The sequence below is a fragment of the Flavobacterium columnare NBRC 100251 = ATCC 23463 genome (assembly GCF_002530675.1).
GTDB lineage: Bacteria > Bacteroidota > Bacteroidia > Flavobacteriales > Flavobacteriaceae > Flavobacterium > Flavobacterium columnare.
Map to the genome: position 1 here is coordinate 16,341 of NZ_PCMX01000028.1, position 23,354 is coordinate 39,694.

The 23,354-nt window shown below is 31.4% G+C and carries 21 protein-coding genes; 6 read left to right on the forward strand and 15 right to left on the reverse strand.

Annotated elements, in window-relative coordinates; genetic code table 11:
• Window positions 1–35: 35 nt before the first annotated feature.
• A complete protein-coding gene (locus tag B0A78_RS04750; RefSeq protein ID WP_065213251.1) occupies window positions 36–800 on the forward strand; it encodes a hypothetical protein in 765 nt (254 codons plus the stop codon).
• An 11-nt stretch (window positions 801–811) separates the two neighbouring features.
• Here B0A78_RS04750 and B0A78_RS04755 read toward each other — a convergent pair whose 3' ends face one another.
• Window positions 812–2,299 carry a DUF2254 family protein gene (locus B0A78_RS04755; protein WP_077225718.1) on the reverse strand — a complete coding sequence of 496 codons (1,488 nt, stop codon included), beginning with the start codon at window positions 2,297–2,299 and terminating at the stop codon, window positions 812–814.
• Window positions 2,300–2,871: 572 nt separating this feature from the next.
• Between B0A78_RS04755 and B0A78_RS04760 the strand changes: the two genes are divergently transcribed.
• Window positions 2,872–3,768, forward strand: coding sequence for an EamA family transporter (locus tag B0A78_RS04760; protein WP_014165355.1), 897 nt, complete (start codon window positions 2,872–2,874; stop codon window positions 3,766–3,768).
• A gap of 407 nt (window positions 3,769–4,175) precedes the next feature.
• On the forward strand, window positions 4,176–4,772 hold the full coding sequence (locus B0A78_RS04765; protein WP_097609430.1) for an alpha-ketoglutarate-dependent dioxygenase AlkB family protein: 597 nt from the start codon (window positions 4,176–4,178) through the stop codon (window positions 4,770–4,772).
• Window positions 4,773–4,863: 91 nt separating this feature from the next.
• On the opposite strand, the gene B0A78_RS04770 is transcribed toward B0A78_RS04765, so the two are convergent.
• Entirely contained in the window at window positions 4,864–6,267 is a 1,404-nt protein-coding gene (locus B0A78_RS04770) for an FAD-binding oxidoreductase (protein WP_065213249.1), read from the reverse strand.
• 203 nt (window positions 6,268–6,470) lie between these two features.
• On the opposite strand from B0A78_RS04770, the gene B0A78_RS04775 reads away from it, so the two are divergent.
• Window positions 6,471–6,683, forward strand: a complete 213-nt coding sequence (locus tag B0A78_RS04775; RefSeq protein WP_065213248.1) for a hypothetical protein — start codon at window positions 6,471–6,473, stop codon at window positions 6,681–6,683.
• Window positions 6,684–6,829: 146 nt separating this feature from the next.
• Here the strand turns inward: B0A78_RS04775 and B0A78_RS04780 are convergent, their stop codons facing one another.
• Together B0A78_RS04780 and B0A78_RS04785 are read right to left on the reverse strand one after the other, a co-directional pair.
• Window positions 6,830–7,063 carry a hexameric tyrosine-coordinated heme protein gene (locus tag B0A78_RS04780; RefSeq protein ID WP_014165359.1) on the reverse strand — a complete coding sequence of 78 codons (234 nt, stop codon included), beginning with the start codon at window positions 7,061–7,063 and terminating at the stop codon, window positions 6,830–6,832.
• Window positions 7,064–7,117: 54 nt separating this feature from the next.
• Window positions 7,118–7,705: a Crp/Fnr family transcriptional regulator gene (locus B0A78_RS04785; protein WP_014165360.1), complete on the reverse strand. Its 588-nt coding sequence runs from the start codon at window positions 7,703–7,705 to the stop codon at window positions 7,118–7,120.
• 121 nt (window positions 7,706–7,826) lie between these two features.
• Here B0A78_RS04785 and meaB point away from each other — a divergent pair, with 121 nt between their 5' ends.
• Window positions 7,827–8,915, forward strand: a complete 1,089-nt coding sequence (gene meaB, locus B0A78_RS04790; RefSeq protein ID WP_014165361.1) for a methylmalonyl Co-A mutase-associated GTPase MeaB — start codon at window positions 7,827–7,829, stop codon at window positions 8,913–8,915.
• A gap of 70 nt (window positions 8,916–8,985) precedes the next feature.
• Here meaB and B0A78_RS04795 read toward each other — a convergent pair whose 3' ends face one another.
• The 3 genes from B0A78_RS04795 to B0A78_RS04805 form a co-directional block, all read right to left on the reverse strand.
• Window positions 8,986–9,981 carry a TerC family protein gene (locus B0A78_RS04795; RefSeq protein ID WP_065213247.1) on the reverse strand — a complete coding sequence of 332 codons (996 nt, stop codon included), beginning with the start codon at window positions 9,979–9,981 and terminating at the stop codon, window positions 8,986–8,988.
• A 266-nt stretch (window positions 9,982–10,247) separates the two neighbouring features.
• Window positions 10,248–10,475, reverse strand: a complete 228-nt coding sequence (locus B0A78_RS04800) for a hypothetical protein (protein ID WP_014165363.1) — start codon at window positions 10,473–10,475, stop codon at window positions 10,248–10,250.
• Window positions 10,476–10,495: 20 nt separating this feature from the next.
• The gene (locus B0A78_RS04805) at window positions 10,496–11,878 is read right to left on the reverse strand and encodes an MATE family efflux transporter (RefSeq protein ID WP_014165364.1); all 1,383 of its coding nucleotides are present in this window, start codon (window positions 11,876–11,878) and stop codon (window positions 10,496–10,498) included.
• Between the two features lie 299 nt (window positions 11,879–12,177).
• Between B0A78_RS04805 and B0A78_RS04810 the strand changes: the two genes are divergently transcribed.
• Window positions 12,178–13,731: a vWA domain-containing protein gene (locus tag B0A78_RS04810; protein ID WP_307725302.1), complete on the forward strand. Its 1,554-nt coding sequence runs from the start codon at window positions 12,178–12,180 to the stop codon at window positions 13,729–13,731.
• Window positions 13,732–14,084: 353 nt separating this feature from the next.
• Here the strand turns inward: B0A78_RS04810 and B0A78_RS04815 are convergent, their stop codons facing one another.
• The 8 genes from B0A78_RS04815 to B0A78_RS04850 form a co-directional block, all read right to left on the reverse strand.
• Window positions 14,085–15,719: an ABC-F family ATP-binding cassette domain-containing protein gene (locus B0A78_RS04815; RefSeq protein ID WP_014165367.1), complete on the reverse strand. Its 1,635-nt coding sequence runs from the start codon at window positions 15,717–15,719 to the stop codon at window positions 14,085–14,087.
• A gap of 93 nt (window positions 15,720–15,812) precedes the next feature.
• Window positions 15,813–16,028 carry a putative signal transducing protein gene (locus B0A78_RS04820; protein ID WP_014165368.1) on the reverse strand — a complete coding sequence of 72 codons (216 nt, stop codon included), beginning with the start codon at window positions 16,026–16,028 and terminating at the stop codon, window positions 15,813–15,815.
• Window positions 16,029–16,040: 12 nt separating this feature from the next.
• Window positions 16,041–17,729 (reverse strand): gamma-glutamyltransferase, encoded by a 1,689-nt coding sequence (gene ggt, locus B0A78_RS04825; RefSeq protein ID WP_065213246.1) that lies wholly within the window; start codon window positions 17,727–17,729, stop codon window positions 16,041–16,043.
• 109 nt (window positions 17,730–17,838) lie between these two features.
• The gene (locus B0A78_RS04830; protein WP_014166456.1) at window positions 17,839–18,807 is read right to left on the reverse strand and encodes a Fic family protein; all 969 of its coding nucleotides are present in this window, start codon (window positions 18,805–18,807) and stop codon (window positions 17,839–17,841) included.
• A gap of 110 nt (window positions 18,808–18,917) precedes the next feature.
• Window positions 18,918–19,556: a DEAD/DEAH box helicase gene (locus B0A78_RS04835; RefSeq protein WP_065213245.1), complete on the reverse strand. Its 639-nt coding sequence runs from the start codon at window positions 19,554–19,556 to the stop codon at window positions 18,918–18,920.
• Between the two features lie 99 nt (window positions 19,557–19,655).
• On the reverse strand, window positions 19,656–20,819 hold the full coding sequence (locus B0A78_RS04840; protein ID WP_014166458.1) for a sigma-54-dependent transcriptional regulator: 1,164 nt from the start codon (window positions 20,817–20,819) through the stop codon (window positions 19,656–19,658).
• An 80-nt stretch (window positions 20,820–20,899) separates the two neighbouring features.
• Window positions 20,900–22,207 carry an ABC transporter permease gene (locus B0A78_RS04845; RefSeq protein ID WP_014166459.1) on the reverse strand — a complete coding sequence of 436 codons (1,308 nt, stop codon included), beginning with the start codon at window positions 22,205–22,207 and terminating at the stop codon, window positions 20,900–20,902.
• A gap of 95 nt (window positions 22,208–22,302) precedes the next feature.
• Entirely contained in the window at window positions 22,303–23,229 is a 927-nt protein-coding gene (locus tag B0A78_RS04850; protein ID WP_077225716.1) for an ABC transporter ATP-binding protein, read from the reverse strand.
• Window positions 23,230–23,354: the final 125 nt, after the last annotated feature.

Genomic DNA, 23,354 nt, shown 5'->3' on the forward strand with positions numbered 1-23,354 from the left:
TAAGTCCTATAAACAAACCTATAAATCCAATTATTATGAAAAAATTTCTTTTTCTATTATTAACCCTTTTCTTTTTGACGCCAAAATATGCTCAAAATACAGAGGCAAACGAAACAAATCAAGAAAACTTTAGCCTAGAAGGGGCTTTAGCAATGTTTAGAAACTCAACTTCATTAGAAGATTTTGAAAGAGCTATAAACGAAGAAAACAACAATGTAAATAATCTTGACCTAAATAACGATGGTGCTACTGATTATGTTACCGTTGAAGATTTTATAGATGGTTCTGACCATGTTATTATTTTAAGTGCATTAGTAGGCAATTCTGAAAAACAGGATATTGCCACCTTAAATATAGAAAAAAGGGGCAATGAAGAGGCATACCTTCAAATTATTGGCGATGATGATTTATTTGATAAAAACACGATTGTTGAACCCTATGATGTTTATGAAAAAACAATAGAAGACAAAGGTCCTTCTATTTTGGATATAATTCCAGCGCGGGTAATTGTTAATGTTTGGTCATGGCCTTGTATTCGATTTATTTATGCTCCAGGGTATCATCTTTGGGTATCGCCTGTACGCTGGTCATTATATCCGCGTTGGTGGAAACCTTGGCGTCCTATGGCACATACCCTTTTTATCACACACATTCACAAGCACAGAATTCACTTTCATAGAACAAAAACCCATATTATAAGACCCCATATAAAATACCTTTCCAGAAAAAAAGCTAGAGCTTCGTTTGTCAGAACAAGAAAAATACAACATAATATTAGAGAAAAAAGACATAGAAGGTAAAACCTCTCCTTCTATTTTAAATACGTGTTTAAATAGTTTATTGTTTTTATTATTGATTCGTCAACATACTGATTATCTAATTGATTTTCTGACAAATAAACTTCAAGAAACCCTAAATCTCTAAGAATCTCAATTTGCTTCAAGGCTTTTTCTCTAAAGCCTTGAAGTTCTTTTTCTATTGTACTTAATTTTTCCTTGGAAATTTTCAAATATCTATTTTGATAATTTTCTAGGTTATAAATAGAGGCTAACTCCATTTCTTCCACTTGTTGAATTAACACTTTTAAGTGGTATGGATTTTGAACCGTTGGTAAAATAGATCTAATGGTACGTAAAATTCGTTTTACAATTATTGGATCTTCTTTTCCCCATTGGTAAATTTGATCAAAACAAAAATCAATAAACTCGTCATAATTAAACTCATTGATATGGATATTGTTTTTAATTAATTCTCGAGCATCTGTAGAAGGAAATTGTCTTTCCGATAAAACTTTTACAATTTCGCCTAATTGATCAATACAGTTTAAACAAGTTGTAGGATCATTTACTGCTGGTGATATTGCTTTTATGCCTATGTCAACTAATTTACGTACACCAAAATTTATATCCTGTGTATGACTTCTAAAACGGTTTACTTTAAACGCTTTAGAAACTAAATTCTGAAAGGTTTCTTTTTGTTTTTCTGAAACTTGATCAACAACAATTTGTAACAAAACCGTTGTATCCTTCATTATAAATTCGCCAATCACGGGTTTTTGATATACTTCTTTCCAATGATTTGTTTCTTTTAATTCTAATAACCCTTTCTTTAACAGAGCATAATCAACACTTTCTAAATAACCTGATTGAAACGGACTCACTATTTTTAATACATTTCTATTGGTCAAGCACTGTTCTCGTTCATAGGTTAAATCATTTCCTTTTTCCCATTTTTGACTGTATAAAATAGTTATTTCATCTACCACTTCTTTTTTAATATGATGTGTAATACTTGATACATTCATGTTTATACTTAAATATGTAATCATAGATGGATAAGACCATACTAAGCCTCTAATGGCTAAAAAAGTACCTACGAGTAAGGTTGTTAAAAAGGGTTGATTAGGATAAAAAACAGACATTATTTGAGGCAATACACACAAGGCTATGGTTCCTACAAACAAACCTATAAAGGCCTGTATTCTAAAATCATTAGCTAAAAAATGCCTTAAAATTCTCGGAGAAAATTGAGAAGAGGCTAATTGCATGACTACAAATATGACCGAAAACGTTGTTAAGGAAATTCCAATAATAATAGAGACCAAAATGTTAGATACAGGAATTAACCTAGAATAAATTTCTAATGAATGAATAGAAAAATAATTACTACAATTAATCTGAAAGTCTAAAAACAATAATACAGCTCCTAAAAATAACGCATACACGCTACTCATTACTGTTCCTAAATGTTTTATTTTGTGTTCTAACTGTTGGTATAATTTGAATTTAAAAGTTGACATATTATTTATTTGTGCGGTAAATTTAATTAAAACTTTGCTTGATTTATTTGGGCTTTTGAATTCGATAGTATTTCTATTTTTTATACCACTAAAAATAATTTAAAAAACTACCCTAATCTGTTTTTATTTAATTTGAATTACCGTATAAAACAATAGAAAAAGTGTTGATCCACAAACTAGCACACACTGCCTTTTAGAAACTATAACCAAAAAACTACTCTAAAGATACTTCATTATCCCAGATTACGCACTAGAAATTTATTACAAATAAAAACTACTTTGAATCTAAAAGATAGCTTCGGAGAGAAATTTACGTGTCTTTTTACCTTCTTTATCCTTTTTTTATTCAGCACAAAGGCTAACGCATAATCTGGGTTATTTTTTTTACTATTTGGCAAAATAGCGCTAGGCAATAAACTTTCGCTCTGTATTATCCAAGAACCATGTCTCTCTATTTATTCCTCTTGATCTCTTAAAAGCTTTTGTTCTTTGCTGTTTTTTTAAAAAAACTAACAAATTATACTATTTAGCATTTAACTTGTTGTATCTTTGCCGCCCTTAATTTTGAAAAAATGTTGAAAAATAGTATTTTAAAAGGTGTCGTTTTGGTAGGTTTAGGCGCGACTAGCTATGGAATGTTAGCTACTTTTGTAAAATTAGCCTATACAGAAAACTTTACTACAGCAGAGGTTACGTCCTCACAATTTATATATGGTATTTTGGGTATATTGTTAATCAATGCTTTCCAAAAAATAAAAAAGAAAGAGGAGGTTGTAAAAGCAACTTCTGCTAATATTTTACATTTGATGTTAGCAGGAACTTCACTTGGGATGACGAGTGTTTTTTATTACTTAGCCGTAAGATACATTCCTGTTTCTATAGGAATTGTCATGTTGATGCAAACTGTTTGGATGGGAGTGTTATTAGAATGGTTTTTAGATAAAAAAGCCCCTTCTGTTCAAAAAATAGTTTCTGTTGCAATTGTTTTGTTAGGAACTGCTTTAGCAACCAACCTATTCAGCAAATCGCTTGATTTAGATTGGAGAGGAATTATGTGGGGCCTTTTAGCTGCTGCTTCATTTACCACTACAATGTTTACTGCTAATCGAATTGCTCTGGGAATATCCTCTGCACAACGCAGTTTGTATATGCTTTTAGGTGGTGCCGTTATTGTTTTTGGTTTTTCCATAGCTACACAAATAACCCCTTTTAATCTAGCAATTTTTGCTAAATGGGGAATATTTTTGGCTCTGTTTGGAACGATTATCCCTCCTCTTTTGATGAATGCAGGATTCCCTCACACGGGAATTGGCTTAGGAAGTATTGTTTCTTCATTAGAATTACCTGTTTCTGTAATGATGGCATTTATGATATTAAATGAAACTGTTGTTCTATCACAATGGATTGGAATAGGTTTGATTGTATTAGCTATTATAATAATGAATATAAATAGTGGCGTTAAAAAATAACGATCTCTCAGCTATTTAAATATTTTAAAAGAGGGTGTCCTAAAAGTTCACAATCTTTACTTTCGACCAAAGGAAGGCTCGAATGAAGTGAATAGGCGAAACCAAATCACATAATATGTAACGCTAGTTCTTTTTTCGTCGAAGTGATAAGTTAAACATTAAGTTGCTGCTTTTTAGACACCCTTTTCTTACTTTAATGCTCTATTAGAAAACCAAAAGATATTTTTAAATCATACCTTTTGAATCATAGCATATACATATCATGATTAAAAAATGTCTTTATATTAGTAATCTTTTCAGTCTGAATTTATCTTATATTTGTCAGACTTACTAAAAGTAAGACTTACCTATTTCAAGTTTTGTTCTTTTATTATTAATCTAAAAAACAACTCTAAACATCTAACAAAATGCTTTTTCCTGATGAAATAATAGAATTCAACCTTCCGGATGCGGAACTCATTTATTATCCAGCCTTTTTTTCATTAGAACAAGCGAATGATTTTTTTCAAAAATTACAATCCGAAATACCTTGGCAACAAGACAAAATAACGGTCTATGGAAAAGAACATTTACAACCACGATTAACAGCTTTATTTGGCAATGAAGGAAAACCGTATGGGTATTCTAATATTGTAATGAATCCGCACCAATGGACACCTCTATTAACTCATATTAAAGATGAAGTTGAACGAGTTTGCGATACTTACTTTACAACTGTTTTATTAAATAACTATCGGAACGGACAGGATAGTATGGGGTGGCATGCTGATAACGAAAAGGAATTAGGTCGTAATCCTGTCATTGCCTCTGTAAGTTTTGGTGCTGAAAGAAACTTTCAACTCAAACATAATACCATTGAAACAGCTAAACAAAACATGAATATAGAACACGGAAGCTTGCTTATTATGAAAGGTTCAACGCAACATTTTTGGAAACATCAAATACCAAAAACTCAAAAGAACATAGGTTCTAGAATAAATTTAACGTTCCGAGTTATTAAATAAGGTATTAATATTTCACTTCAAATATAAAATAAGTTTTTTGAGACAATGGAAAAAATCATTTCACTCAGTATTTCGCACCAAGGAATTTTAACTAAAACTTATCGGGTAATATTTTCCCTGGATTCATAACATTATTTGGATCAAAAATATACTTAATCTGCTCCATTAACTCTAGGTGCATTTTTGAAAAAGCCATATCCATGTAGTTTTTTTGCACCCAACCAATACCATGTTCTCCTGATAAAGTTCCTTTTAAAGAAATTGTTAGCTCAAAAATTTCACGAATACCTTTTGGAACCTCTTCAGTCCATTGTGCATCCGTTAAATAACCTTTTATTATATTTACATGTAAATTACCATCTCCTGCATGTCCATAACAAACCGACTGGAAACCATATTTAGCTCCAATTTTTTTAATTCCTTTTAACAATTTAGGTAATTCATACCGAGGCACAACGGTATCTTCCTCTTTATAAATTGAATTTGCTTTAACTGCTTCCGCAATACCTCTTCTCATTTTCCATAAGGCCTTTTTTTGATCTTCTGTATCAGCGAAAAGGATTTCATCAATTTGAAAATTTTCTAAAACGCGCATAATTTTTTCTGCTTCCAGCATCAAAATTTCCGGGTAATTTCCATCTACTTCAATCAATAAATGAGCTTGATGATCTGTTTTTACTTCAATAGCTATTCCTTCTATATATTTCAAACTCCAATCAATAGCATCCCGCTCCATAAACTCTAAAGCGCTAGGTACTATCCCTGCTCTAAAAATAGCAGAAACAGCCTCACAAGCTTCATCGGCTTTATAAAAAGGAACCAACATTAGTATATTAAAAGACACTTTGGGTAGTAATTTTAAAACGGCTTTAGTAACAATTCCTAATGTCCCTTCACTCCCTATCATTAATTGGGTCAGATTATAACCTGTAGAATTTTTTAATGTATTAGCACCTGTCCAAATAATTTCTCCATTTGGCAAAACAACTTCTAAATTCAAAACGTAATCTTTCGTCAATCCATATTTAACAGCTCTAGCACCTCCTGAATTTTCAGCTATATTCCCTCCAATAAAGCAACTTCCCATACTACTAGGGTCTACTGGGTAAAAAAGTCCTTTTTCCGCAACAGCTTCTCGCAACACCTGAGTAACAACAGCAGGTTCAGTAATAATCTGGAGATTTTTTTCGTCTATCTCAATAATTTTATTCAATCGCTCTGTTGAAAGACCTATTCCTTCTAAAACGGATAATGCCCCTCCGCTTAAACCTGTTTGTCCGCCTATAGGAACAACCGGTGTATAAAACTCATTTGCTAATTTCATAACAGCCGAAACTTCCTCTACATTATTGGGCTTAACTACTACAGCTGGGGGGAAACAAAAGTCTTCAGTTTCATCATGTCCATACCTCTTTCGAGTTTCTATATCTGTAAAAACAGAAGATACTCCAACAACATCTATTAACTTTTGAATTAATTCTTTCGAAACAGGCATACCAATCGAATTTATTTTATGTAAAATTAAGAATATTTAAATCATCTAACATGCCTTAATTATTAACTAAATTTTGTTGAAAAGATAAAGTCAAAATATTTTCAAATACCATTTTTTTAAACTATTTTATAAAAAAAGGTCTTTTTTTTGTTTAGTAAGATATTTTTTACTAATTTTAGTAACCCTAATAAAAAAAACAACCTATGAGAACAATGTCTACCTATATTCAAAGAAAGTTAGAAAGAGCAAGTTTAAATCCAGAGCAATTTAACGAAGAGTTAAATCAGTCCATTAAGATCCTGATTTCATCTGAGATTGACGAGTTAGCGAAATGGTTTGTTCATTTCACAAAAGACAAACCGCATTTAAAAAACCTTCAAAACGATACTGCCTATAATAGAAATCTACTTTATTAAATTTTAATTTTAAGCAAGAGGCTGTCCAGTAAAATACCTCCTTGTTCTCAAATTTTAACTATTAAAACAATAGTTAGTTTGTATTGACCCCTAGAACAAAGCGGTAAAGTAACTGAACAGCCTTTAAAAAATAAAAATTAACACGCTTATTTTTTCCAATAATTATTTGCTTTTGCTATAGTAGCAAATTCTATAGCTACTGTCTGACCAATAGCTATAAGCATAGCAGGATCTTCAGCATAAATTGGTCGTAATTTTTCGCGCACTGACGCATCAGGTTGTGTGTGCTTAATGATTAATCTAGCCATTTTTACCGCTAATTGTCTACCTTCTTCAGGCGTAGCCGTAATCAAAGAGTTATTAGGTATTAAAGTATCCATAAAATATTTTTAAACAAAAATACTTTTGCAATCTAAAACATCTTGTGATCTAAATCACAAGTTCCCTTTTTTAGACATTATTCGTGAAACACTTTCTCTACTAACTCCTAGATCAATAGCTATTTGTTGATGAGTGAGTTTAACACCATTTAACTCTAATTTACGACTGTATTTTTGCAAATATCTTTCTAATCTTTTTTCTAAGTCATCGTTTTGCAAACCTATATACAATTGAAGTATGTGCTGAAATTCAAAAGACAACCTATTTAAAAGAGAACCTACAAAGTCTCTATCTTTTTCTAACAGTTCACTAATTATATCTCTTGGCAATAACCAAGCCTCTACCCTAGTTAAAGCTTGAGCTGCAAACAATAACTTATCCATTGCGTTATAATGCGAAAAACTTACCATACAAACCTCTCCTGCCACTACATAATCCAACAATACATCCTTTACAATAGAAGTACAATCTAGTCTAACAACTCCTGATTTAACAATAGGTAAATACAAAAAAGAATCCCCCTGAGAAACTAAATAATCTCCTACTTCGAAACTCTTTTTAACAATTCTTTGTTCAAATGGTTTCAACCTAAGAAGTTGTTCAATTGATTGACAATCTATATCTATCCTTTTATCACTCATAGCGAAATATATTTCAGTTCCAACAAAATAAACAAATTAACTAATATTTTTACAATCCTACCCTTTAAGATTTATTATTACTATTAAAAAAATAATTACCTTTACTAAAAAACGAAATCCATTGAATGCTTACAGAAAAAAATCAGCTTTAAAAGAAAACGAAGGCATCGAACAACCTGAAAGTATCAATCAAAGAGCAATCAACCAGATTAAAAAGCACAGGAAAGCAGCTCTTAACACAGAGTCACTTACAGAAAGTATTCTAAAAGGGGATAAAACAGCACTTAGCCGAGCCATTACATTGGTTGAAAGCACAAATATAGAACACCAAGAAAAAGCCAATATCATTGTTCAAAATTGCCTTCCCTACAGCAATAATTCTATCCGAATAGGTATTACAGGTGTACCAGGAGTCGGAAAAAGCACTTTTATAGAAGCTTTTGGAAAACTCTTAACAGCATTAGGAAAAAAAGTAGCTGTACTAGCTGTCGACCCGAGTTCTAGTATTAGCCATGGAAGCATTTTAGGCGACAAAACCCGTATGGAAGAACTCGTAAAAGATGAGTATGCTTATATTCGTCCTAGTGCTTCTGGTGAGAGTTTGGGCGGTGTAGCTAGAAAAACACGAGAAAGTATCATCCTATGCGAAGCTTGTGGCTTTAACGCAATACTTGTTGAAACGGTTGGTGTAGGTCAAAGTGAAACCGCTGTGCATAGCATGACTGATTTTTTCTTATTATTAAATTTAGCTGGAGCTGGAGACGAATTACAAGGCATAAAAAGAGGCATTATGGAAATGGCTGATTTGTTAGTAATTAATAAAGCCGATGGAGATAATACTACAAAAGCCAAACTAGCCAAAACAGAGTACACCAGAGCACTGCACCTATTTCCTGAAAAAAATTCAGGCTGGATTCCTAAAGTTACAACCTGTAGCGCATTAGAAAAAAAAGGAGTTGATTCTATATGGCAAACCATAGAAGAATACATTACACTAACCAAAGAAAATGGTTATTTTGAAAACAAAAGAAATAACCAAAATCAATACTGGCTTTTAGAAACTATAAATGAACAACTGAAAAATCATTTTTTCAATCATCCTACAACTTTATCTCTTTTAGAAACTGAAAAAATAGCCGTACGAAACAACCAGAGTTCCCCTTTTATTTCTGCACAAAAATTATTAGACAATTATTTCAACAATAAATAAAAAAGGGGTTCAAGATTTTTTGCCCCCTTTTTCTAATATCTTTCAATTCAACAATTGCTATTTAGAAGTCTTATTCTTTAGGTTCAGGAAAAATGATAGACAAAAGTACAGATAGAACCAACACAACACCTATTATAATAAGCGACACTACCGAATCTACATGATAAAAAGGAGCTATAATCATCTTAATTCCTATAAAACTTAAAATAATAGCCAAACCATACGGAAGTTTATGAAATAAATAAATAAAGTTATCTAATAAAAAGAATAAAGCCCTCAGTCCTAATATTGCAAAAATATTAGAGGTATATAAAATAAATGGATCTCTGGAAATGGCAAAAATTGCTGGAATAGAATCAACAGCAAACAATAAATCTGTAAATTCTATGACTGCTACTACAACTAATAAAGGCGTTGCTATTTTCTTACCATTTTCAATTGTAAAAAAATTATTTCCATCATAATCATCACTAACGTTAAAAAACTGACGAACTAAGCGTGCTCCCTTGGTATCATTATAATCTTGATTTTCATCCTCTTCATTGGCAAACCAGGATTTAACACCCGCATACACTAAAAACACGCCAAAAAGTGTCATTACTAGATTAATATCGTATTTAAGCCCTTGCACCCCTATAAGCCCTAAAATTTTATTCAAATAAGTTAACTCTATTAAAAAGGCTCCTGAAAATATAAATATTGCTCTTAAAACCAATGCACCAATAACTCCCCAAAATAAAACTTTGTGTTTATTTTGATTGGCTACATCAAAAAATTTAAAAACCATAATAAACACGAACAGATTATCTACTGAAAGTGCTTTTTCTATCCAATATGCAGATTGAAATTCGTAGAATTTAATTGCTCCTGCAAAATGATATACTAGCCCACTAAATCCCATTGCTAAGGCTATCCAAACAAATGACCAAGTTACAGCCTCTTTACTAGATACCTCATGGCTCTTTTTATTAAAGATTCCTAAGTCTAGTAACAACATAAACAATATTACAATTGCAAATGTGGCAATTAACCAAGGATGCTCTGCAAAAATTGGGTGTTCATTCATATCAAACTATTTTATTGTTTTATTTACTCTCTTTTGTCTTACTTTTTGAAAATATATTTTCTATTCTGGGGGCTTACGTCTGTCCCTTGTTTATAGGACTTAAAAACTAACGAGGCTCTCTAAAAAGATCGTATGATGTTATTCCTACCAACAGGAGAAACTATATTATATTGGTAATCTAATTTCTGTTTCGTAGAAGCGACAAACTAACCATCTGACTTTTCCTTTTTAGACAGCCTTCTTACATACAATAAACTTATTTCTTATTATTCTTCATAACGCTCCATTTCGCGATCATAGAACTCACCTGCTAGGATAATTAAATGCTCCATTTCTCTTGCTATTTCTGTTTCATCTTCATCATCTAATTCTTCTATAAATTCTACAGAATCATCTTTTAAGTTGATTAGAAAACGAGGAAATTCTAAGTGAATGATAAAAATATCATCTGGAAAATCAGAATTATCTGCTAAAACAAATTTTGGTAATGTCATTTTATAATAATTTTTAGTATTTAAGTTGTATGATTCAAAAGAATCATACGTTTGGATAATTTTTCAAATCTATAATAAAGGAGTAATGCCGCAGCAATCAGTCCTGACAACAAACCTATCCATACACCAATAGCTTTCAAAGAAGTGAATAGTCCTAAATAGATAGATATAGGAAAACCTATAACCCAATACGCGACAAATGTAAGATACATGGGTATTTTTACATCCTGAATCCCTCGTAACGCGCCAAGCACCGTTACTTGTATTCCATCAAAAATTTGAAAAACAGCTGCTATTAAAATCAAATTAGACGCTATACTTACTACTTCTCCATTATCTTTTAAAGTTAATGTATTTTCAGAATCTATAAAAATTTCTGGTAACCAATTGTTTGTCAATACAAAAACAAGTGCAAAAACACCTTGAATAAAAACAGCTAATAAAAAAATAGAACGTGCAATGATTTGCAACTTTTTATAATCCTGTATTCCTTTTTGATTGCCTATACGTACCATTCCTGCAACACCTAGTCCTGAAACAAACATAAAAGTAAAAGTAGCCAAAGTTAACGCTATTTGATTAGCAGCCTGACTAGTGGTACCAATACTACCACATAACCAAATGGCTCCTGTAAACAAAGCTACTTCAAAAAACATTTGCAAAGCAGAAGGCAACCCTAAATCAACTATTTTTTGAGTCATTGTTTTCCCGATATTCTTAACGTTGAATTCTTGAAAATAGGGTTTAAACTTTTTCTTTGACTTTAAAGCAAAATGAATATAAACTACCATTACAATCCGAGATAAAACAGTTCCTACTGCTGCTCCTAGCATTCCCATTTTGGGAAAAATCCAAACACCATAAATTAGTACAATATTTAAAATCAAATGTATTACATTACAAAGCAGGTTAGCCCACATGCCATATTTCGTTTCACTTTTACCATCAGCAAATTGTTTATATCCCTGAAAAACAATCAATGGTATTAATGAAAATGCAACCAAATCTAAAAAAGGTTTAGCTAATTCAACTACTTCTTGGGGTTGCCCCATATATATAATTAAAGGTTTTGCAAAGTATATAATTCCAAACAAAGCAATTCCTAAACCTGTACAAAGTACCAATCCGTGATGAAAAACACTACGTCCTTTAATCAAACTATTTTCACCATCTGCTTCTGCCACTAAAGGGGTTATGGCTGTTGAAAAACCTAACCCTAATGACATTCCAATAAATACGAAACTATTTGCAAGAGAAACTGCTGCTAACTCTTTTGCTCCTAGTTTGCCCACCATTATATTATCTACAATAGAAACTAAAGTATGACCTAACATCCCCAAGACAATAGGATAAGCCAATTTAATGTTTTCTTTGAATTCGCGAGTATAAGTTGAAAGCTTCATAGTTTGCAAAGATAATTCATTCAATGGCAATTACAATGATAATATTGAATCGTAATTACAACTCCTACTTTTTATAAAATTCATATCCGCCTATCCCTATAATTCATTTCAAAAAGCATTTTTTACAATACTCAAAACTACAAAACAGAATTTATAAGTTTAATAGTTTTTTATTCAGTTATTATTTATTTAAAAAAATCTCTTCAGAAATTATCCTATTGTTTTTACACCTTTTTTAACATAATAACAAAAAATAAGGCACATAATTTGTTATAAACTAACAAAAAACAATTATCTCTATGAAAAAAACATTTTTAATACTATCTATATTCGTATTATCTTTCACCGCTTGCAAACAATCTCCTGACATGATGACCGAAGAAGTAGCCAGCGAAGCCGAAATTAGCGACCTAATGATAAACAATCCAGAGATAGAAATTCCAGAAAATAAAAACGAAGAAAGTTATGCTGAAATAGAAGAAAATAAATTTGAAAACCCAAGCGTAAACCCCTTATCTACTTTTTCCATTGATGTTGATAATGCTTCTTACACCAATATTCGTCGTTTTATCAATAACGGTCAAGAAATTCCAAAAGATGCGGTACGTCTAGAAGAAATGATTAATTACTTTTCATACACTTACCCTCAACCTAAAGATAATCACCCTTTTTCTATCAATACAGAGTACAGCGAATGTCCTTGGAACTCCAACCATAAATTATTAAAAATTGGTCTTCAAGGTAAAAAGATGGACAAAAACAATCTTCCTCCTTCTAACATTGTTTTTCTTATTGATGTATCAGGCTCTATGGAAGAAGAAAACAAACTCCCTTTACTAAAAGAATCCATGAAAATACTGGTAAAAGAATTACGTCCTCAAGATAAAGTTTCAATGGTTGTATATGCAGGAGCGGCAGGAATGATACTACCTCCTACTTCTGGAAATGAAAAAAATAAAATAATGAATGCTCTTGATGAACTAACGGCTGGAGGAAGTACAGCTGGAGGAGAAGGAATAGAATTAGCCTATAAAATTGCCGAAGAAAACTTTATTAAAGAAGGCAATAATAGAATTGTTTTAGCAACTGATGGCGACTTTAATGTAGGGGCTTCAACAGACAAAGAAATGGAACTCTTAATAGAAAGAAAACGTAAAACAGGCATCTTCTTAACCTGTCTAGGATACGGCATGGGAAATTATAAAGATAGTAAAATGGAAACCCTTGCTAATAAAGGAAACGGAAACTATGCTTATATAGACAATATGCAGGAAGCTACTCGTTTTTTAGGCAAAGAATTCAACGGTTCTATGTTTACTATAGCTAAAGATGTTAAGATTCAAATTGAATTTAACCCAAATCAAATACAGTCTTACCGATTAATAGGATATGAAAATAGAAAATTAAATGATGAGGATTTTAAAAATGATGCTATTGATGCAGGCGAATTAGGAAGCGGGCATACCGTAACTGCTCTATATGAAATTATCCCTACAGGCGTTGAAAGTTCTTACTCTCCTACCCAATTAAAATACACATCGAAAGAAGGTTCTCAAAATTTAATTTCAAAAGAATTGGCTACCGTGAAATTTCGATACAAAAGACCTGATGGTGAAAAAAGTATAGAGATGATTCAAACTGTTTCTAATTTAAGCAAACCTTTAAAAATTTCTAGTTCCGATTTTAAATTTGCTTCTTCTGTGGCTTGGTTTGGCATGAAATTAAGAGACTCTAAATATATTGAAAACAAACAAACAGAAGACATTATAGCTCTTGCTAACAAAGGTATACATAACGATTTGGAAGGTTATAAAACGGAATTTATTCGACTCATTAAAAGTGCCAAATTATAATCCTTTTTTTTAAACCCAAATTATATGTTAGCCTTTAAAATAAAGATTAAAAGAACAAAGAAGGTAGAAATACACGGCTTTTTTACAACAGTTGTAGCTTTATTATATATATTGAGAGTATTTTTTTTTTAATTCAAAGTCATTTTTATCTATAATATACTTATAATGGTAATCTGGGTTAAAAAAGCGACAAGATATTTAGCATTTTCTTACCAATAGTAACCTAAATATTTAAAAATAAAATGGTTATATTTTATATATACCTATTTTATTTAGAATAGAATTGATTTTTCACATAAAAAAAGAGGCTCTTTCTAAAATTGAAAAAAGCCTCTTTTAAGTATGTAATCATTTTATTTCTCGATTTCCTTTAGATTTTCCATTTTCTTGAAAGCCAAGAAACCTTTAATATCTTCAAAATGTTCTCGAACTCTTTTATTTCCAAATTCAAATACTTTAGTTACTAAACCATCTAGAAAATCACGATCATGAGATACTAAAATTAATGTACCATCAAAATCTTTTAAAGCTTCTTTAATGATGTCTTTCGTTTTCATGTCTAAGTGGTTCGTAGGCTCATCTAGAATCAATACATTTACGGGTTCTAACAATAGTTTAATCATAGCTAAACGTGTTTTTTCACCCCCCGAAAGGACTTTTACTTTCTTTTGAATATCGTCTCCTTTAAACATAAAGGCTCCTAAAATATTTTTAATTTGGGTACGAATATCTCCTTCTGCAATTCGGTCTATAGTTTCAAAAATGGTCAAATCGCCATCTAATAATGCGGCTTGATTTTGAGCAAAATATCCTACTTGTACATTATGTCCTATTTCTAATTTACCACTATCATGATTAATTTCTTTCATAATAGCTTTAATCATTGTTGATTTTCCCTCTCCATTTTTCCCTACAAATGCTACCTTTTGACCTCGCTCAATTACCATATTGGCATTATTAAACACTACATGGTCATCATATTTTTTTGTAAGCTCTTCTACAACAACAGGATATTGTCCTGAGCGTGGTGATGGTGGGAATTTTAGTTTTAAAGCGGATGTATCAACTTCATCTACTTCTACTAAAACTAATTTTTCTAACATACGTACACGAGATTGCACTTGTTCTGTCTTTGAAAAAGTTCCTCTAAAACGCTCTATAAAAGCCTGATTTTCAGCAATAAATTTTTGTTGTTCATCATACGCTTTTTGTTGTTGTATTCTTCTATCTTGACGTAAAACTAAATAATCTGAATATTTTGCTTTATAATCATAAATTCTACCCATCGTTACTTCAATGGTACGGTTAGTAATGCTATCTACAAAAGCACGGTCATGGGAAATAACCATTACTGCTTTGGCCTGAGTAACTAAGAAATCCTCTAACCATTGAATACTTTCCATATCCAAGTGGTTGGTAGGTTCGTCTAACAATATTAAGTCTGGTTTTTTTAATAAAATTTTAGCCAACTCAATACGCATACGCCATCCACCAGAAAATTCAGAAGTTTTACGGGTAAAATCTTCACGAACAAAACCTAGTCCTTTTAATACTTTTTCAACTTCTGCTTCGTAATTAACTTCTTCTATAGAATAATATTTTTCAGAAAGCTCTGAAACACGTTCAATTAACTTCATATATTCGTCACTTTCATAATCTGTACGAATAGTTAACTGCTCGTTAATTTCATCTATCTCCGCTTTCATTCCTAAAACGGAAGCAAAAGCCTTGGAAGTTTCTTCCATTACTGTACTGTCATCATTTAATAACAAATGCTGAGGCAAATATGCAATTACAGCATCACTAGGTGCTGAAATACTACCACGTGTAGGCTTGTTTTCACCTGCAACGATTTTTAACAAAGTGGATTTTCCAGCTCCATTTTTGCCCATTAAGGCAATTTTATCATTTTCATTAATTGCAAAAGTCACATCGCTAAAAAGCGTGGTTCCGCCAAACTCTACGGCAATATCGTTTACTGTAATCATAATTGAAGTTTAAAAGTTTAAGGGGTTCCTTAAATTTTTGAAGGTGCAAAGATAAAATTAATGGCTAAATTAAATAATTTGAAAATGAGAAAATTAAAAATTAATGATTTTTTCCACTAATAATTTTGCTTGCATTACATCTTTTTTATTCACTAGAACATCAACACCCGAATAAGGACTCCAAAATCCAGCCATAGCCGTAGCTTGAATTTCATTTTTTAAAATTACCAAAATTCCATTTATTTCTAATTCTGCCTTTATAGCCAAGGCACTTATTTCATTTCCAGAAAAGACGATAACCAAACTCATATTTATTTTCTGCTAAAACCCCACAGCTTTATCATCTCCTCTATAATCTGCCCCTCCTTCTAATTTCCCTTCAGGCTGAACTAATATTGCATCTACTTTTCCTATGATCTTATTTTGCTTTTCATTAATTATATAACCTTTCGCTATTAGATTATTAATCAAATGTTCTGAAAATTTATTAGGTTCAAAAACTACCTCATCGGGCAGCCATTGATGATGAAAACGAGGTGCGTCTACAGCTTCTTGCATATTCATTCCAAATTCTGTAACATTCAAAAAAGTTTGCAATACAGAAGTAATAATTGTTGATCCTCCTGGCGTACCCAAAACCATGAATAATTTACCTTCCTTCTCTACTATTGTAGGTGTCATAGAACTCAACATTCTTTTTTTAGGTTGAATTTCATTAGCTTTAGCCCCTACAAGTCCGTACAAATTGGCCACTCCTGATTTTATGCTAAAATCGTCCATTTCGTTATTAAGAAAGAAACCTAATTCATCGGAATAGTGCTTACTTCCAAAATCATCATTTAATGTTGTAGTCGTAGCAATTGCATTACCAAAAGGATCCACTATAGAATAATGAGTTGTTTCAGTACTTTCTTTAGAAAAATGAACTGCTCCGTGTTTTATTTCAGCTGAAGGAGTCGCTTTATCAAAAGAAAACGTACTCATCCTTTCTTTTAAATAATTTTCATTGGATAATTCATCTTGAGGAATCTTTACAAAATCAGGGTCTCCTAAAAAATAATTACGATCTGCATACGCTCTTCGTTCTGCCTCTACAATTAGTTGAATTGTTTTATCTGAATTAAAACCAAATTCTCTTAACGAATAAGGTTCTATCATTTTAAGAATTTGCGATAACGTAATCCCTCCACTGCTTGGAGGAGCCATCGTTATTAAATTATAATCTTTATATTTAAAAACTATTGGTTTTCTCCAAATTGGAGTATATTCTTTTAAATCTTCTAATGAAATTATACCTCCCCTTTTTTTAACAAAATCGACTATTTTTTTAGCCGTTTCTCCTTCATAAAACTCTTTTTTCCCGTTTTTAAGAATCCTTTTTAAGGTTGTAGCTAACCGTATTTGTTTAATGGTATCTCCAACCTTATAGAGTTTAGAAAACAAACTTTGAGCTCCATTTGCATTTATAAAGTCGTTCCTATAATAAGCAAATGTAGCCTCATTTTTTTTTGTAACAACAAATCCCTTTTCAGCTAATTCTATAACGGGTTTAAAAATTTCTTTTAGCGGTAAAGAACCCATTTTTTTATGCACTTCTAACACCCCTGCTATTGTTCCTGGCACACCTATAGCCTTGCCAGAAGCCGTACTCAATCCTTCTATTACATTCTTATCCTTGTCCAAAAACATTTCTGAATGCGCTGCGGCTGGAGCTCTTTCTCGATAATCAAGACTTCCAATAGCACCATCAGCTTTTCTATATACCATAAATCCGCCTCCACCAATATTTCCAGCTTGCGGATAACAGACAGCCAATGCTAATTCAGTTGCCACCATAGCATCAAAAGCATTCCCTCCTTTCTTTAATACTTGAACACCAATTTTAGAAGCTTCTTCCCTTGCGGATACAACCATTGCTTGCTCTGACACCAGTCCTTTTGTATTTTGCCCATAAAAGCACATTCCTTTAAATAAGAAAAAGCCTACCAGAACTACTCTATACTTTTGCATTTTTTAAATATTTATTACATTTTTAGCCCAAGTTATTCATAAAACAGAATATTTCCTAAAAAAACAAGAGATTTTATAATAAATCCCCAAACAAACATCGTCACATCTATCACCTTAAAGTTCTTTTACGCTTTCTGTTTTCAATATATTCTTCGAGAGCTTTTCTAGTCGTAAACCAAGTTTTACCTTCTTTATGAGCATCTATTTTTCCTTGTCTGGCTAATAAACTAACATATTCTTGACTAAATCCATATAATGACGATGGCTCATTAACAATATTAGCTATTGACTCATATTGATTATCATTATTAGGTAATACGGTTAAATAAATATTTAATGTACGCTCTAAAGCTTGACACATCAATAAGACAAGCTTTTGATAGTTTCCTTTATTAGCTTGATTTAGGGCTTCATAATATTTCTTCCTGTCATTTTTTAAAATAATAGCTGGAGGAAAACCTCTTCGCATTAATAATAAATTCATACATAAACGAACCGTTCGCCCATTACCATCAAAAAATGGGTGTATCCAAACAAATTTATGATGAAATATGGCAGCTAATTCTATGTCATTTAAAATTAATGGATTTTTATTAACAAATTCTACTAACTCATCTATTAAATATGAGACTTTATTAGCATTAGGAGGAATAAAATTAGCACCTGATATACGAACACCTCCGTTACGTAAACGTCCTGCAAAATCATCTTCTATAGATCTTAAAACATACCCGTGTAAGGTAAGCATATCTATACTCCTAAAAATATATTCTTCATTTACTATTTCATACAAATAATCTATTGCTTTTTCGTGATTCTTTGCTTCAAAATGTTCTCTAAGTGAAACTCCTTTTATTGTAATTCCTTCTTGGAGTACCATTTGTGTTTCTCTTAAAGTTAAAGTATTTCCTTCAATACTATTAGAATTATAAGTCCATTCGATCGAAAGCGATTCTTTAATTTTTTCAATGGCCATTTTAGGTAATGGTCTGGCTTTTACCAATATTTCCTTTTTTTCATACAATCTTTCAAAAGTTGATTGAAATTCTTTTCTATATGACAAATCTATATCCCACATACCATAAACTTATTAATATCGTTTAAAATTAAAAAAAAATTATCCGATATTAAAATTTAGAATAAAAAAATAAGCATCAAAACAGATGCTTATTTTAATTTATGATCAAATTATTCTTCATTATACTCATCTTCTTCATCTTCTAATCCAAAAAGATACGGTTCAATCATTGTCTTATCTGCTAAAATTTCAACCCGTTCTGTTAATTCGGTAGTAAAGAACAGGCGTTGTGTTTTTTCCACACTCAAGGACAAACGTTGAACTATAGGATCCAAACGTTGTTTAAAAATAACATCTGCATCATCAACAACAAAAATTTTAATGGTATTCATATTAAATCCAGCCCCCGAAAACATAGCATTAATTTTATGGGGGGTACCTATTAAAACATCCATTCCTGCCGAAATAGTATTCTTTTCTTCGTCTATATCCGTCTTATCGTTAACTCCAATAACCCTAAGATTTGTATATTTTCCAAATTTTGCAAAATACTCTAACATTTGCAAAACAGACTCTTTGTCTTTAACAATAATCAATGCTCGTGTAGATTCGCCTATGGGTTTTTCTAACTTTTGAATAACTGTATAAGCTATAGTAGATGATTTACCTTCTCCTTCATTCATTATCACAATAGCATCAGCCCCCCCTTTTAAAGTTCCCCAACAATCTAATTGTACTTCATTTGCCTCTATAAGATCATTTTCTATTAGGGCTTTTTGAAGATTTTGATTTATTTTTTTTAAGTTCATAATATATTTAGTACTTGGTTAATGGTACAAAGCACTAAATACGAAGCACTAAGCACCATGTTAAAAGAGCTTATGGTTTTATTAGTTAAAGAATCTTTATTACTTTGAAGCAAATAATTTCACATCATTTTCTGAAATTTCATTACCTCCTAGAATAATTAAACGTTCTACAACATTACGTAATTCGCGAATATTACCTGTCCAATCATATTCTTGCAATAACTTAATTGCTGAATTAGAAAAAGATTTAGTTGCACTACCTTGTTCATGGGCTATTTTATTCGTAAAATGCTCAATTAGTGCTGGGATATCATCTCTTCTTTCGTTTAACGCTGGTACTTTTATTAAAATAACGGCTAAACGATGGTATAAGTCCTCACGAAAACGTCCTTCTTCAATTTCTTTTTTTAAATCTTTGTTGGTTGCTGCTACCACACGTACATTGACTTTTATATCTTTATCAGCCCCTACCCGTTGGATTAAATTTTCTTGTAACGCACGTAGTACTTTGGCTTGTGCTGATAAACTCATATCTCCTATTTCATCTAAGAAAATAGTTCCTCCATCAGCAGCCTCAAATTTACCCGCTCTATCTTTTACTGCTGAAGTAAAAGCTCCTTTTACATGACCAAACAATTCACTTTCTATTAACTCCGATGGAATAGCGGCACAATTTACCTCAATCATAGGTCCAGAAGAACGTTCGCTGCGTTGATGTATTTGATGTGCTACTAATTCTTTTCCTGTTCCATTAGGTCCTGTAATTAATACACGTGCTTCTGTAGGAGCTACTTTTTCGATCATTTCTTTTATATGAGATATAGCTGTACTTTCTCCTATCATTTCGTAATTCTTAGAAACTTTTTTCTTTAGAATTTTATTTTCTACGACTAATTTCTTTTTATCTAAAGCATTACGTACTGTATTTAATAAGCGGTTTAGATCTGGTGGTTTTGAAATGTAATCAAAAGCACCTAAACGCATGGTATTAACGGCTGTTTCTAAATCGCCATGTCCTGAAATCATAACCATAGGAATTTCAGGTTTGATTTTTTTTATAGACTCTAAGACTTCTACTCCATCCATTTTAGGCATTTTGATATCGCAAAGAATTAAGTCGTAATCTTCATTCTTAACTTTATCAAGACCTTGTACTCCATCTTCTGCTTCGTCCACTTTATATGAATCATTTTCTTCCGAAAGAATTTTCACTAAAACTCTACGAATTGCCGCTTCATCTTCTACTATTAATATTTTACTCATTTTATTTATTTGAAGATCTATATTATATGATTATTCGGAATTTACAAAATCAAATTAAGAAATAATCAAATCATCTAATTTTAGTATTTAAGCCATTTATATAACTCTTTCCAAGTTGGTTTTTTTCCATACATCAAAATTCCGACCCTATATATTTTACTAGCAAACCAAACGACACCTAAAAAAGTTCCGAAAAGTAATACTATAGAAACTGCCAATTGCCAAATAGGTACTCCAAAAGGAATACGCATTAGCATTACAATTGGCGATGTAAATGGAATCATAGAAAATATGGTTGCCACTGTACCGTGTGGATCATTTACCACTGTAAAGAACCCTACATAAATACCTAACATTAAGGGCATAATAATAGGTAACAAAAACTGTTGTGAATCCGTTTCTGAATCAACAGCAGCTCCTATGGCTGCATACAACGAACTATATAAGAAATAACCTCCAATAAAATAAACTAAAAAGAAAATAACCGTAGTCAATACAGGTATTTCATTGTAGTAAAGATTTATTTTTTCAATCAAAGAAGCTATATTTCCTGCTTGTGAAGGCAATTCTTGCATTGCATTATGTACCGTTGAGGCATCGGCTGAATTACCTAAAAATATTGAAGAACCAAACAATAGCAATAAACCTAATACTACCCAGATAGTAAATTGCAAAATTCCTGCTAATGAATTACCTATAATTTTCCCCATCATTAATTGATATGGTTTTACAGAAGAAATGATTACTTCTATAATTCTTGATGTTTTTTCTTCTATCACGCTGCGCATTACAAAGTTGCCGTAAATGATAATAAACATCATTATTAAATATCCAAAAGCACCTCCAAAGAATACTTTTATTTCATTTAAATATTTTAATCCTTCTTCACCTGAAAATTTCGTTATATGGAGTTCTGACTCAACCTTTGCTTTTTCAATCTTATCAGAATCAAATCCTAAGATTTTCAGATTTTCTTTAGTTAAATGTGCATCTACTACTTTTTCAATATCTGATACAAATTCTAAACTGGGGCTTTCGTCTGAAATATATTGGACTTTTTGTATTAATTCTTTTGAATTTACAACTTTTGGAACAAAAATCAAGCCTTCGTAACTTTTTGAAGCAGTGTTCTTTGCCATATCAAAAGTCATTTGAGACAAATCCGTATATTTTACATCTTTTTTATCTTTAAAGTCTTTTTTTAAAATTCCCGCTTGATCGTGAATAGCTATTTTTTTGATTTCTCCTTTATTTATATTGGCTAGAACGCCAATTAAAAGTGACATTCCTAAAAACAGTAAAGGACTCAAGAATGTCATTACAATAAATGATTTATTGCGAACCTTAGCAATAAATTCTCTTTTTATGATTAAACTCAATATATTCATATTTCGTGAATTTCGATTTCCAATCGTAAAAACAAATAAATAATGTGTTTCAAATCTTATTTTGAAAATTATTTGTTGTTTAATTTTTGTCTTTGTTATTTTTTATTAGTTACTGTTTGGATAAAAATATCATTAATTGATGGAATATTTTCTGCAAAATGGGTTACTTGTCCGTTTTTAATCAAAACTTCCAATAATTCGTTTTGGGTTTTATGCCCTAGATCTATTTCTAACTTAAGATCGTTATTCAACGATTTGAAAGTTGTTTTTCCAACGGTAAACTTTTGTGTCAAATCATACATTAATCCTTCTACATTATCTGATAAGATACCTACTTGAAATTTGTGTGTGCGATATTCTTTTTTCACATCGCTTACTTTTCCTTCAATTAATTTATTTGATTTATGAATAAGTGCTATATAATCACACATTTCTTCTACACTTTCCATACGATGGGTAGAAAAAATAATAGATGTTCCTTGTTTGTTTAATTCTATAATTTCATCTTTAATTAAATTAGCATTTACAGGATCAAAGCCAGAAAAAGGTTCGTCTAATATTAGTAATTTGGGTTGATGTAATATCGTTACAATAAACTGAATTTTCTGCGCCATTCCTTTGGATAGTTCTTGTATTTTTTTGTTCCACCATCCTTCAATCCCAAATTTCTCAAACCAATATTTGAGTTGTTTTTTTGCTTCGGCATGAGGCATTCCTTTTAACTGAGCTAAATATAAAGCTTGTTCGCCTACTTTCATTGTTTTATACAAACCGCGTTCTTCAGGCATATAACCAATATATGATACGTGATGAGGTGCTAATTTTTCACCATCTAAAAACACTTCTCCTTTATCAGGCATTGTAATTTGATTGATAATACGTATCAGGGAGGTTTTTCCTGCTCCATTGGGCCCTAAGAGACCATAGATACTCCCTTTTGGAACTTGTAATGAAACAGAATTCAACGCGGTATAATCGCCATATTGCTTCACTACATTATTTACTTCAAGAATATTGTTCATTATGCGAGTTTGAGTTGTTTTTTGCTTTTATATAAGAGTTGTAAAAGTAAATAATTAGTTTCTGATAAATAGAACATGTTACAAAAAATCCCAACTTTTGACAGTAAAAGTTGGGATTTTTTTTG